This window comes from Vibrio sp. McD22-P3 (assembly GCF_021568915.1).
Taxonomy (GTDB): Bacteria; Pseudomonadota; Gammaproteobacteria; order Enterobacterales; family Vibrionaceae; genus Vibrio; species Vibrio mediterranei.
Genome location: NZ_JAKGTN010000004.1, coordinates 127,103 through 139,779, shown reverse-complemented (window position 1 = coordinate 139,779; position 12,677 = coordinate 127,103). Strand labels below are relative to the sequence as shown.

Here is a 12,677-nt window from a genome sequence, read left to right as displayed (position 1 = left end):
GAGCCTACCAATGAAAAATAGACATCTGATCGCTTTAGGTGCGATGGCAACTATCTTTAGTCTTTCGGCAGTCAGTGCCGAACCACAGAAAGATCAAGTTACCAAAACCAAACCACAAAGCGTCGCTGCTTCAGCTCAAGAAAGTACGGCGCAACAAATTCAGCGCCTGTCTTATACGGCGCAGAATCAGTCAGAGAACGTACAACGTCGCGTTGATGCTTTGCATCAGCTTAGTCAGTTTCCAAACCAGAATGCACTGGTTGCAGTTTCAAGAGCTCTTAAAGACTCAAACTCTGATATTCGACAAGCAGCCATCGTAGGTGCCAAACCTTATCAGTTTGAATATCGATGGAAGTTGGTTGCTCCATTGTTAAACGATGAAAGCAGTGACGTGCAGTTGGCAGCTTTGGTAAATTTGATCCCTGATTACACCAATATGCATGAGCAGCAGCAACAAGAGCTTGATAAGATTTATCCAAGCGCTATTAAGCAGTTGAAGCAGCATTCTGGTAGTGAAAAGCAGTTACTTCTAGCGGATGTTTACCGTTGGCATCAAGACTTCAGCAGCGCTGAATTAATCTACCAACAGTTGATAACGAACCCTGCAATGGCGACGCAGGTCTCTCTGAGTCTATCGGATAATTATCGAGCGCAACAACAAGATGAGAATGCGCTAGAAGTGTTAAATCGTGCCATAGAAAACGACAGCACTTCAGCTCAATTATACTATTCAAAAGCGTTAACGTTAGTCAGGATAGGCAACAAGAACGAAGCGGCTAATGCTATCGAACAGGCGACGAAGTACTCGCCTGACAACAGTTATTATTGGTACTTGAACGGTGTGCTTCAAGAACCGATTGATGTAGCGAAAGCGACGGATTCGTTTGAAAAAGCGTACTTGATTTCTGGTGCGCCAGAACAACTCTACGCAGTTTGCGACATTTATGTGCGAACTGGGCACGAGAAAGCTGACGCCTGTCTGACGGAGCTAGAAAAAGTCGCACCGCCTTACGTCATTGAAGAACTAAAGAATAAAGGTAAGTAAGGGTACGGAAAGAACAAGTAAGTATTGGTTATCAAGGTTAAAATCTTTTTAAAAAGAGTTGGATAGCGCGCAAAATAAAGGCATTCTATTCTGTATCGTTTTCTAACAGGATGTGGAATACATGATTATTGAAGATGGCGCTGTCCATATTGATTCTTTTTTTGCGGTTACTCTGGGTATTATTGTTCTCTTTGTTGGTCGTAGACTGAATCAGGTTGTTGGGTTCCTAAAAGAATTCAGCATTCCTGAACCGGTCTCTGGAGGAATCGTCTTCTCGGTTCTTTTTGCTCTGTTCTATATGGCGACATCAATTGAGGTCAGTTTCGATCTGATGGCGCGCGATGTATTGCTTGTTTACTTCTTCACTACCATTGGCATTAACGCTAGCTTGAGTGACCTCAAAAAAGGTGGAAAACCACTCGTCATATTGTTGGCAGTGACAATAGCCTACATGATAGTCCAGAATTTAACTGGTATTACCGTTGCTACGGCCTTTGGTTTGGAACCAGTAGCAGGGCTACTTAGTGGCACTGTTTCTCTTATTGGTGGACATGGCACTGCCATCGCTTGGGCTCCAAAAATCCAGGAGCAGTTTGGGTTAAATTCAGCAATGGAACTGGGAATTGCAAGTGCAACCTTTGGTCTTATTCTTGCGAGTATCATGGGGGGACCAATTGCTAAGTTCCTTATCAAGCGATACGACCTTAAACCACAAGAGCAACAGTCGTTAGATGTAGGTGTCTCCGAAAATCAGCCGGAGCCTAAAATTACCTCCTATGATTTTCTTGATGCCATGTTGGCCATTCATACATGTATCATTGTTGGTGTTTTCTTAAATGAAGGTATTGAGCATTTAGGGTTACAGCTTCCTCTTTTTGTTACCTGCTTATTTGCTGGCATCATTCTTTCTAATCTCGTACCGCATAATTATCCGCGAATTACCGGAACCTCATGGCCTGCGAACAAACCTGCTGTTGCTCTGATTGCGGATATGTCTTTAGGAGCTTTCCTTGCGATGTCACTAATGAGTATGCAGCTATGGACATTAGTGGATCTAGCCGGACCAATTTTCGCGATTTTAGCAGCGCAATTTATTGTGGCGATATTAGTTAATCTTTTCGTTATTTTTCCAGCAATGGGTAAAAACTATGATGCAGCGGTTATTTGTTCAGGCTTTGGTGGGATTTCGTTAGGCTCTACGCCAACGGCAATGGCAAACATGTCCGCGGTTGCGCAAAAGTATGGCAATTCTCATCAAGCATTTATCGTTGTGCCGTTGGTCTGCGCATTTTTCATTGACCTTGCCAACGCATTTATCATCCCGTATTTCATGGGTGTTCTTATGTAAGTTTTATTGAACGTTATCTGATTAGAACTTAAATCTTACGCTGTATACCCTAGGTGCTATGACCTAGGGGATACAGACATGATGAACAGACAACTAAACACTCACCATCAACTCGACAGTACACTAGCACAACAGCTTGCTGACAAACTCTATCAAGGTTTGAATAGGCATCAGCTTTGTCAGGAGCACGATATTTCACTGCAACAACTCAAGTCAGCGGTAAACCAAGTACGCTTAAAGGAATATCAAGAAATGCCTTGTAGAGATACTCAGTATCTTGAAGCCCTTTACAAACGTTCACTTAGGACACAATGACCTTCAGCTAATCAACAATAGGCGTTATTTGATTGCCTTAATTAGCATTTTGGTTGCGATATCAATATTGTCGTAACGTTTTGCTTTTCCTAATACTCGGATACCTTGCATATGGCAAATAATGAACTGCGTAAGAGCACTTACATCTGTGTCCGATTCCAGTTCTTGGCGCAGCTTGGCGTTATTAAGTACATCTGCGATTGCCTTTTCCAATGTGTCAAATAAGGAATCACTACGTTTGAGTACCATGGCGTTTGTAGCGGCATGTTCTACAACAGCATTTTGAATAAAACAGCCACAGGTGTTGTCTTTCTGCTTCTCAGCAAAAAGTAGCAAGAAGTCTTGGAGCGCTTCCAAGCCGGAGTCGGGTTCTCGCAGTGTAGTAAGTTTGGGAAACGAAATCTGCTCTAGGTAATTGTCGAGTGCTAGATAATAGAGCGTTTCTTTGTCACCAAACGTGTTGTACAGACTAAATCGATTGATTCCTAGAACTTCGATGAGGTCATTGATAGAGGTGTTTGCGTACCCTTTGCTCCAGAACAACGTCATTGCTTGCTGAAGTTTCTCTTGTTTGCAGAAGTTTGCTTTTCTTGCCATCTCAATACTCTTAAACGCGCTTTAACCGTTCAATATTACATAAAATTATTCTTGACCGATCGTTTAGTTTTCTCGTAGATTATATCTGAACGATCGGTTAGATAAAAGGGATGGTAATGAAACTGTACGAACAGGCAGCAACTGTAAGCTGCAAGCGACTCAATTTATTTTTAAGCGAAATTGATGCGACAGGGTTTGAGCGAGTTGAAATTAATGTTCGAGAAGGAGACAACCTAAGTGATGACTACAAGGCAAAAAGTGCCAATGGTAAGGTGCCATTATTAGAGCTTGATGATGGTAGTTTCTTAAGTGAAACCGTTGCTATCAGCCGGTATTTTGATGAATTGCAACCGAATGACTTGAACTTGTTTGGGGATAGCGTGGTAGCTCGTGCCAAGGTTGAAATGTGGAATCGCATCGTTGAAATCGATGGAATTCAAAACGCATTTCAAGCGTTTCGAAACACGACTGGGCTGTATAAAGATCGAGAGAATTGTATAGAGGCTTGGGGCGTAGAAGCGAAGCATCGAGTGGAGCTTTTTTTACCGAAACTTGATAAGCAACTCTCTCAATCTGATTACGTAGCGACAGAGCGCTATACCATCGCCGATATTAGTGCTTATATATTTGTTGTTGTGGCTATCAATGCACTGAAGATCGAAGTGTTAGAGCCATACCCGCATATCAAGCGCTGGTTTGAGGTCGTCTCGTCTCGGCCTGCAATGAAAGGCTAACGTACGTGTAAGGATAAGGTAGTTTAGGTTGGTGTCCAGCGCCTTAGGCAAGGTGCCAACCTTTTAGTCAACTAGCGTTTGGATTTGAAAATTCTCATAAACTCACTAGGTTTAAAAGAAAGCTCTAGTAGGAGAATTCTTAGTGAGTCAAAAGAAAATACTAATGGTAATCACGTCTCATGACCGTTTAGGCGACGTGGATGAGAAAACGGGCTTTTGGCTTGAAGAATTCGCATCACCTTACTATGTCTTTAAGGCCGCTGGCTTACATATTACTCTTTGTTCTCCTAAAGGGGGACAGCCTCCAATTGACCCCAAGAGCGCACTTCCAGAGTTTCAAACTGAGTCCACTACCAAATTCGAGCAAGATCCAGTCGCGCAAACCCACCTAGCTCAGACTCTTAGATTAGTAGAAGTTCAAGCGTCAGATTATGATGCTGTTTTTTATCCTGGTGGGCATGGTCCCCTGTGGGATCTCACCTGTGACCCTGATTCTGTTTCTCTCATCGATGATTTTTTCAGTCAAGGTAAGCCCGTAGCGACAGTCTGTCATGCGTCCGGCGTTCTTATCAATGTTGTTGGAGAAGACGAAGAACCGATAGTAAAGGGCAAAAGAGTTACAGGTTTTAGTAATAGTGAAGAACAAACCGTTGGTTTGAGTGAAGTTGTGCCATACCTTGTTGAGGAAGAACTTACCAATTGCGGAGGGCTATATTTTAAAGGCGATGACTGGAGCTGTTACGTTGAAATAGACGGGCAATTAATCACAGGCCAAAACCCTGCAAGTTCTGCAGCTACCGCAGAAGCCGTCGTGGACTATCTTAATTCAGGGCGTTAGATATGATGTGTAACTATCTTTTACCATTGAAAGACTCACTACAAAGTGTGATGACGGCGAGATTGTTTGCTTTCGTTGCTCTATATCTGACGTTTTGTTGACATAGTAAATAGTGCAATAGATTCAATTAGAGCAATATATTTTAGTTAATTACTCTACTGGTTCTAGCAATGACAACAAAAACTGAACGTGAAAAGATGTTAGCGGGTGAAGCTTATCAAGCTTGGGATGAAGAGCTGCTTCAAGCGCGTGTAAACTGCCGAAAAATCCTAAAAAAACTCAATGATAGTATTCCCAATACAGAGGATTGGAAACAAGCACAAGAGGCGTTAATTCCTAATCGCTCTGGCAATCTATATTTGGAGCCACCATTTCGCTGCGATTATGGTGAAAATATTCATGTTGGAAAAAACTTTTACGCTAACTTCAATTGCGTCATCTTAGATGTCAACGTGGTCGAGATAGGTGACAATGTTCTTTTTGCACCTAATGTACAAATATATACCGCAGGCCATCCATTGGATGTTAAAGGTCGAGTTGAGGATGAAGTGGAGTTTGGCCTACCAATTAAAATTGGGCACAATGTTTGGTTAGGTGGCGGTGTTATTGTTTGCCCAGGCGTTACTATTGGTGACAATGCTGTTATTGGTGCAGGAAGCGTGGTAACAAAGGACATTCCGGCTAATAGTTTGGCGGTAGGTAATCCTTGTAAGGTTATTAAAGAAATCGATAATAGCCAACGATTCAGTCAATAAATGCCTAATTTACGTCTTAACGCAAGAATAAAATAACGCAAAAACAGTAATTTAACTTTGCGTCAAAAAATTGTTGATTGGATAACGATTTTTTGACGTTTTGTTTGATGTCCATTCCATAAAAATTTATCATAACGGCGTTAGTTCTATAAGTTTCTATTTGTAGTGGATTTGGCGTTGCAGTATTCGGATTTTGAATTGTCATTAGGTTTGATGGAAAAAGCGTTGGAAAGTGCCTCTGCTGCTGTCCTAATTACTGACGTCAACGCACATATCAAATATGCTAATAAACAATTCTACAATCTAACCGGATACTGTGAGCAAGAAGTGATTGGGAAAAATCCTAATTTTCTTCGCTCTGGAAAAACAACCGAAAAAACCTACCGTGATATGTGGTCAAAACTTCTTTCCGGCAAGGATTGGTACGGTGAGCTGATAAATAGAAAGAAGAATGGTACGTTGTTTGTTGAAAAAGCACACATTAGTCCATTCGAGTATCAAGGCCAAAAATTCTATATTGCAGTCAAACGAGATGTTACCTCCGAAAAGAACTTAACTGAAAAACTAAGTGACTTAGCGTATTTTGACGCACTCACTCGCTTGCCGAATAGAACATCTTTTTTCGATCATCTTCAGAATTTCTTAGTAGAGCACCAAGACTCAACTGAGCCATATTCGTTGCTGTTAATTGATTTAAATGAATTTAAATCAATTAACGACAGTAAAGGACATGATTATGGTGATCTCTTTCTACAAAATGTCGCCAGACGTTTTAAGAATGTGGTGGGGGAAGGTGGAGTTGTTGCTCGTCTAGGGGGCGATGAGTTCGTCGTGTTATTGCCCAAGTCTGGTGTAGACGTTGCAGAGCGTGTCGCCCAAAATCTACTGGATGCCATAGCTTACATCGAAATCGGTAATAAATCCGAGCGCGGCTCAGCTGCGGTTGGTATTACAACGAACGAAAGTAAACGCATTCCAACAAGTTTGCTTCTTAAGCAAGCTGACCTTGCCATGTATCGTGCCAAACAGTGCCAAACGATGTGGGTAAGTTATAACGAAGAGATGGGAACCCAGTGGGGACGTAAAAAAGCCCTAGCTCAAAGGCTTGCTGAAGCGATAGAACTTCATAAGCTAGAAGTGAGCTTTATGCCAGTCATCGATCTTCATAAGAATGAAGTGGTTGCTTATAAGAGCCGCTTAGAGTGGGTGGATAAAGTTCTTGGTAACGTCGATCGCTTTGAGTTTATTCCTATTGCGGAAGAATCGCAGTTGGTTCGCAAACTTAATCTATTTACTATCGAGCAGGCTTGTAAATACGCAACCGTAGGTGAGCTAAAAACGGTTGCCGTTAAAGTGTCTTCGAAGAACTTTGGTCACGGTTTGTTTGTTCAAGAAGTTATTGAAATTCTTGAGCGCTTTAAATTACCTCCTCAGTGTCTAGTATTAGAAGTGTTTGAAGATATGCTTTCTAAAAAGCGCTGCGTTGATGAGCTATACCAATTAGTCGATTTCGGCTGTCAAATTACCGTCGCAGATTTTGGTATGGGTCATATCTCCATCTCCGAATTGCGTGCGCTGCCTATTCAAAAACTAAAAGTAGGCGCTCAACTGACCGAAGAAATTGCGCAAGATACGTCAGTAGAGCAGGTGGCTAAGGCGATTGTTGGGTTGGCTAACGTGCTTAATATCGAGACTATTGCGGAAGGGGTTACGACTGAACAGCAATTACAGTCGTTAAAAACGATTGGCTGCCATTTTGCCTCAGGTCCTTACATTTCATTTCGTATGCAACAAGGTAGCTAAGCTGCTTATTTCCTTCTTTTAATTCCAATTGTCACAATTTGAAACCATTCACGGAAAACTCATCGAAACGTTTCGATAGTCCGATCTGGCTCACACTTGACCATTCACTCCCTCGATCTTTTGATTAACTACGCTAGGATCATCATCGAAACGTTTCGATGACAAAATTATCAAAAAACATTTATCCAGAATACAGTCTCGATAAAGCCGCATGAAGCAGGTATAAGACATGAAAAAAAGTGCTCTAATTAACTCTGAACTTTCTTACTTAGTGTCCACATTAGGTCACACTGATGAAGTGACTATTTGTGATGCAGGGTTACCTATAGCAGACCACGTGCAGCGCATCGATCTTGCGTTAACTCACGGAGTTCCCGCCTTCTTGGATACGGTTAAAGTTTATCTTGCAGAAGCGCAAATCGAAGGTGTGGTAATTGCAGAGGAATTTAAACAAGTAAGCCCTGAACTCCATGACGCACTGATTACGACGATAGAAGAAGAGAAGCAAGCAACGGGTAAAGCGATTTCAGTTGTATACGTTTCACATGAAGAGTTCAAAGTAAGAACACACGACTCAAAAGCGGTAGTAAGAACAGGTGAATGTACGCCTTATGCTAACGTGATTTTTCAAGCGGGCGTAGTCTTTTAATCCGGCAAGCACAGACAGTACAGGACAACTAACATGCTGCAACCAATATTACAATTAAGCGATATTGAAAAAGCTTTCCCAGGGGTCAAAGCCTTGGATAAAGCCAGTTTGAATGTGTATCCGGGCAAAGTCATGGCTTTGCTAGGTGAAAATGGCGCTGGTAAGTCGACATTAATGAAAGTGTTAACGGGTATTTATTCCAAAGATTCTGGAGATTTGCGCTATCGAGGTACTGAGGCTGCATTCCAAGGTCCAAGAGACTCTCAGCAAGCCGGTATCAGTATTATCCACCAAGAGTTAAATCTAATTCCCGAGCTTACTATTGCGGAAAACATCTTTCTAGGTCGAGAAAAAACGAACGCGTTTGGTCGCATTCTGTGGAATGAGATGTATGCCGAAGCCGATCGTTTGTTGGCTCGTTTGAATGTAAAGCACAGCTCCAAAACACCATTGGGTGAGTTGAGTCTGGGTGAACAACAGATGGTGGAAATTGCCAAGGCACTATCGTTCGAATCAAAAGTCATCATTATGGATGAACCAACCGACGCATTAACTGACACTGAGACTGAGTCGCTATTTAGCGTCATTAATGAGCTGCGCGATCAGGGTTGCGGCATAGTTTACATTTCACACCGTTTGAAAGAAATCTTTGAGATTTGTGACGACATCACGGTATTGCGTGATGGTAAGTTCATCGGTCAACGCACTGTAGCGGAAACCGATGAAGACCTACTTATTGAAATGATGGTTGGTCGTAAGTTAGATGAACAATATCCTCGCATTGATGCGGTTCACGGCAAAACGAGCCTAGAAGTGAAAGACCTGTCAGGCCCAGGCGTGAATGATGTCAGCTTTACCTTAGACCAAGGAGAAATTCTTGGAATCTCTGGGCTTATGGGGGCAGGGCGCACCGAGCTTATGAAGATTATTTATGGTGCTCGCAAGCGTGAGTCTGGCTCTGTGATACTGAATGGCAAAACCATTAATCCAAGTAGCCCTCAGGATGGCTTGGCAAATGGTATCGCTTATATCTCCGAAGACCGTAAAGGTGACGGTTTGGTACTCGGTTTATCCGTTAAAGAGAACATGTCGCTTTGTGCCCTAGAACAGTTGTCTAAAGGTGCCCAGATTCAACATGGTGAGGAAGTGATTGCAGTAGAGGACTTCATTAAGCTCTTTAACATCAAAACACCGTCTCGTGATCAGATCATCGGTAACTTATCGGGTGGTAACCAGCAGAAGGTAGCTATTGCCAAAGGGCTGATGACCAAACCAAAAGTTCTGATTCTGGACGAGCCCACCCGTGGCGTTGATGTTGGTGCGAAAAAAGAAATCTATCAGCTTATCAACAAATTTAAAGCAGATGGTATGAGCATCATTCTCGTATCATCAGAAATGCCTGAAGTATTGGGTATGAGCGATCGCATTTTGGTTATGCATGAAGGGCATATAAGCGGAGAGTTTATGGCACACGAAGCAGACCAAGAAAAACTATTAGCATGCGCTGTCGGCAAAAATGTAAGTGAGGAAGCAGCATGAGCAACAAAACAATGAGCGTTGACACGGAAAAAAAGAAGCCTCTTTTTAACAAAGAGTGGTTAATCGAGCAGAAGTCGCTGATCGCTTTGATCTTCTTGATTGTCGTGGTGTCATTCCTTAACCCTAACTTTTTCACCGTAGACAATATTCTGAATATTCTACGTCAAACCTCTGTTAACGCTATTATCGCGGTTGGTATGACCTTGGTCATTTTGACGGCGGGTATTGACTTGAGTGTTGGCTCGGTATTAGCACTTTGCGGTGCGTTTGCAGCAAGTTTGATTGCCATGGAAGTGCCGGTATTAATCGCCGTTCCTACTGCTTTACTTGCTGGTGCTGCGTTGGGTGCGATCAGTGGCATCATAATCGCGAAAGGTAAAGTGCAAGCCTTTATAGCAACATTAGTAACGATGACCTTGTTGCGCGGTGTCACTATGGTTTATACCGATGGTCGTCCTATTTCAACTGGCTTCACTGATACCGCTGATGCGTTCGCTTGGTTTGGTACAGGCTACGCTATGGGCATTCCGGTACCGGTCTGGATTATGGTGATTGTATTTGCTGCAGCATGGTACCTACTTAACCATACACGATTTGGTCGTTATGTTTACGCACTAGGTGGCAATGAATCAGCGACACGTTTGTCTGGTATTAACGTCGACAAAGTAAAAATCGGTGTGTACGCCATCTGTGGTTTGTTAGCAGCACTAGCAGGCATCATAGTGACTTCCCGTTTATCATCAGCACAACCTACGGCAGGTATGGGCTATGAGTTAGATGCTATCGCTGCCGTTGTTCTTGGTGGCACTAGCTTGATGGGCGGTAAAGGTCGAATCATGGGAACCTTAATCGGTGCTCTTATTATTGGCTTCCTAAACAATGCTCTGAACTTATTAGATGTTTCCTCTTACTACCAAATGATTGCTAAAGCAGTGGTAATTCTGCTGGCAGTACTGGTAGATAACAAAAACAAGTAATAACTCGTAAACACAATTTAACAATAACTGGCTCGACATTAAGTTGAGCCACCCCCTACACAAAGGACTAAAACGATGAAAAAACTAGCAACTCTTATCTCTGCTGCTGTACTTTCTGCTTCGATGTCTGCAACGGCATCTGCACAAGACACGATGGCAATTGTTGTATCTACTCTTAACAACCCATTCTTTGTAACCATGAAAGAAGGCGCAGAGGCAAAAGCAAAAGATTTGGGTTATAACCTGATCGTTTTGGACTCTCAGAATGACCCAAGCAAAGAGCTGTCAAACATCGAAGATTTAACCGTTCGTGGCGTCAAAGCGATTCTGATCAACCCAACAGACTCTGACGCAGTATCTAACGCAATTCGCATGGCTAACCGTTCTAATATCCCAGTACTCACTCTTGACCGTGGTGCAAGCCGTGGTGACGTAGTTAGTCATATCGCGTCTGATAACGTAGTCGGTGGTGAAATGGCTGGTCACTACATTATGGAAAAAGTAGGTGAGAAAGCGAAAGTTATCCAACTTGAAGGTATTGCTGGCACGTCGGCAGCTCGCGAACGTGGTGAAGGCTTCATGAACGCTGTAAAAGGTTCTCAAATGGAGCTCCTTGCTAGCCAACCAGCAGACTTTGACCGTACTAAAGGTCTGAATGTAATGGAAAACCTTCTAGCAGCTAACCCTGATGTTCAAGCGGTATTCGCGCAGAACGATGAAATGGCACTGGGCGCACTTCGTGCGGTTGAAGCAGCTGGTAAAGACGTGATGATTGTTGGTTTTGATGGCACAGAAGACGGTATGGCAGCGGTTAAACGTGGCAAACTGGCTGCAACTATCGCTCAGCAACCTGACATGATCGGTGCATTAGGTGTTGAAACAGCAGATAAAGTACTGAAAGGCGAAAAAGTCGAAGAGTACATTCCTGTACCACTTAAAGTAGTGACTGAATAATCACCAGACTCCCTCTTTTGAGGATAGTAAAGCTCTCCTTTAACAAAAGGAGAGCTTTGAATGAAGCAAGCCTGTCTCGTCCAAGTTAATTTCGGCCTGTCATATCAAGGCAACCCCAAGTTAATTTATTTGAGTAAAAAGGAACAATGTATGAATAAACTCATCGTATTGGGTAGTGTGAATGCAGATCATGTGCTGCAAGTTCCTTCTTTCCCTAGACCGGGTGAAACCTTGCACGGTATGAATTACCAAGTGATTCCAGGTGGTAAAGGTGCAAACCAAGCTGTAGCCGCGGCGCGCCTTGGTGGAGATACTGGCTTTATTGCCTGTGTAGGCGATGATGCGTTTGGCATTAACATTCGCGAAGCATTCAAAGCTGACGGTATCAATATCGCGGGTGTGCAATTGGAGCCAGGAACCCCAACAGGTATCGCGATGATACAAGTAGCAGAAAGCGGTGAGAATAGTATTTGTATTTCTGCAGAAGCGAACGCAAAGTTAACTACTGCTCGCGTTGAACCACATAGGACGATGATTGAAAACGCAAAATATTTGCTGACACAGCTTGAGACTCCTATTGAAGGTATAGAGTATGCGGCAAAACTGGCAAAACAATCGAAAACTAACGTAGTCCTAAATCCCGCACCTGCAATGGCGTTACCAGACTCTCTGCTTGAGTGTGTTGATGTGATCACGCCAAACGAAACAGAAGCGGAAGTACTTACTGGTATTACAGTCACTGACGATGAGTCAGCACAAGAAGCAGCGAATGAACTTCACCGTAAAGGCATTGAAATTGTCATGATTACGCTGGGTTCAAAAGGTGTATGGTTAAGTCAAAATGGTCGTGGAGTGCGTATCCCTGGTTTTAAAGTAGATGCAACGGACACCACGGCTGCGGGTGATACATTTAATGGCGCGTTGGTTACTGGTTTAATTGAAGGAAAATCGATTGAAGAGGCGATCGTTTTTGCTCATGCTGCTGCCGCTATTTCGGTGACTCGATTTGGTGCTCAGACTTCCATTCCTTCGCTAGATGAAGTAAAAGAGTTTTTAGAGCAAAAAGCTTAAAATAAGGCGCTGATATTAGGCGACTACAATGCATAAGCAGTAGCGGAGAGCA

General features: G+C 43.0%; 13 protein-coding genes. 12 read left to right on the top strand and 1 reads right to left on the bottom strand.

The window, feature by feature from the left end; translation table 11 throughout:
- Positions 1-10 precede the first annotated feature (10 nt).
- The 3 genes from L2W36_RS06295 to L2W36_RS06285 all read left to right on the top strand — a co-directional run bounded on the left by L2W36_RS06295 (position 11) and on the right by L2W36_RS06285 (position 2,708).
- Entirely contained in the window at positions 11-1,045 is a 1,035-nt protein-coding gene (locus L2W36_RS06295; RefSeq protein ID WP_062455409.1) for a tetratricopeptide repeat protein, read from the top strand.
- Positions 1,046-1,166: 121 nt separating this feature from the next.
- Entirely contained in the window at positions 1,167-2,393 is a 1,227-nt protein-coding gene (gene gltS, locus L2W36_RS06290) for a sodium/glutamate symporter (RefSeq protein WP_006070520.1), read from the top strand.
- A 78-nt stretch (positions 2,394-2,471) separates the two neighbouring features.
- Complete coding sequence (locus L2W36_RS06285; protein ID WP_198558778.1) at positions 2,472-2,708, top strand: hypothetical protein; 237 nt, start codon at positions 2,472-2,474, stop codon at positions 2,706-2,708.
- Positions 2,709-2,732: 24 nt separating this feature from the next.
- Here L2W36_RS06285 and L2W36_RS06280 read toward each other — a convergent pair whose 3' ends face one another.
- Complete coding sequence (locus L2W36_RS06280; protein WP_107305887.1) at positions 2,733-3,305, bottom strand: TetR/AcrR family transcriptional regulator; 573 nt, start codon at positions 3,303-3,305, stop codon at positions 2,733-2,735.
- Positions 3,306-3,421: 116 nt separating this feature from the next.
- Between L2W36_RS06280 and L2W36_RS06275 the strand changes: the two genes are divergently transcribed.
- From L2W36_RS06275 to rbsK, 9 genes are all read left to right on the top strand, one after another.
- On the top strand, positions 3,422-4,039 hold the full coding sequence (locus L2W36_RS06275) for a glutathione binding-like protein (RefSeq protein WP_236109598.1): 618 nt from the start codon (positions 3,422-3,424) through the stop codon (positions 4,037-4,039).
- Between the two features lie 163 nt (positions 4,040-4,202).
- A complete protein-coding gene (locus L2W36_RS06270; protein WP_006070516.1) occupies positions 4,203-4,877 on the top strand; it encodes a type 1 glutamine amidotransferase domain-containing protein in 675 nt (224 codons plus the stop codon).
- Between the two features lie 170 nt (positions 4,878-5,047).
- Positions 5,048-5,632 (top strand): sugar O-acetyltransferase, encoded by a 585-nt coding sequence (locus tag L2W36_RS06265; RefSeq protein WP_236109597.1) that lies wholly within the window; start codon positions 5,048-5,050, stop codon positions 5,630-5,632.
- Positions 5,633-5,809: 177 nt separating this feature from the next.
- Positions 5,810-7,435 (top strand): sensor domain-containing protein, encoded by a 1,626-nt coding sequence (locus L2W36_RS06260; RefSeq protein ID WP_124941918.1) that lies wholly within the window; start codon positions 5,810-5,812, stop codon positions 7,433-7,435.
- Positions 7,436-7,664: 229 nt separating this feature from the next.
- Positions 7,665-8,084 (top strand): D-ribose pyranase, encoded by a 420-nt coding sequence (gene rbsD, locus L2W36_RS06255; RefSeq protein ID WP_006070513.1) that lies wholly within the window; start codon positions 7,665-7,667, stop codon positions 8,082-8,084.
- 33 nt (positions 8,085-8,117) lie between these two features.
- Positions 8,118-9,623 carry a ribose ABC transporter ATP-binding protein RbsA gene (rbsA, locus tag L2W36_RS06250; RefSeq protein ID WP_236109596.1) on the top strand — a complete coding sequence of 502 codons (1,506 nt, stop codon included), beginning with the start codon at positions 8,118-8,120 and terminating at the stop codon, positions 9,621-9,623.
- A complete protein-coding gene (gene rbsC, locus L2W36_RS06245; protein ID WP_006070511.1) occupies positions 9,620-10,600 on the top strand; it encodes a ribose ABC transporter permease in 981 nt (326 codons plus the stop codon). The genes rbsA and rbsC overlap by 4 nt, the downstream gene beginning before the upstream one ends.
- A gap of 75 nt (positions 10,601-10,675) precedes the next feature.
- Positions 10,676-11,554, top strand: a complete 879-nt coding sequence (gene rbsB, locus L2W36_RS06240) for a ribose ABC transporter substrate-binding protein RbsB (protein ID WP_006070510.1) — start codon at positions 10,676-10,678, stop codon at positions 11,552-11,554.
- A gap of 150 nt (positions 11,555-11,704) precedes the next feature.
- On the top strand, positions 11,705-12,625 hold the full coding sequence (rbsK, locus tag L2W36_RS06235) for a ribokinase (RefSeq protein WP_031494699.1): 921 nt from the start codon (positions 11,705-11,707) through the stop codon (positions 12,623-12,625).
- Positions 12,626-12,677: the final 52 nt, after the last annotated feature.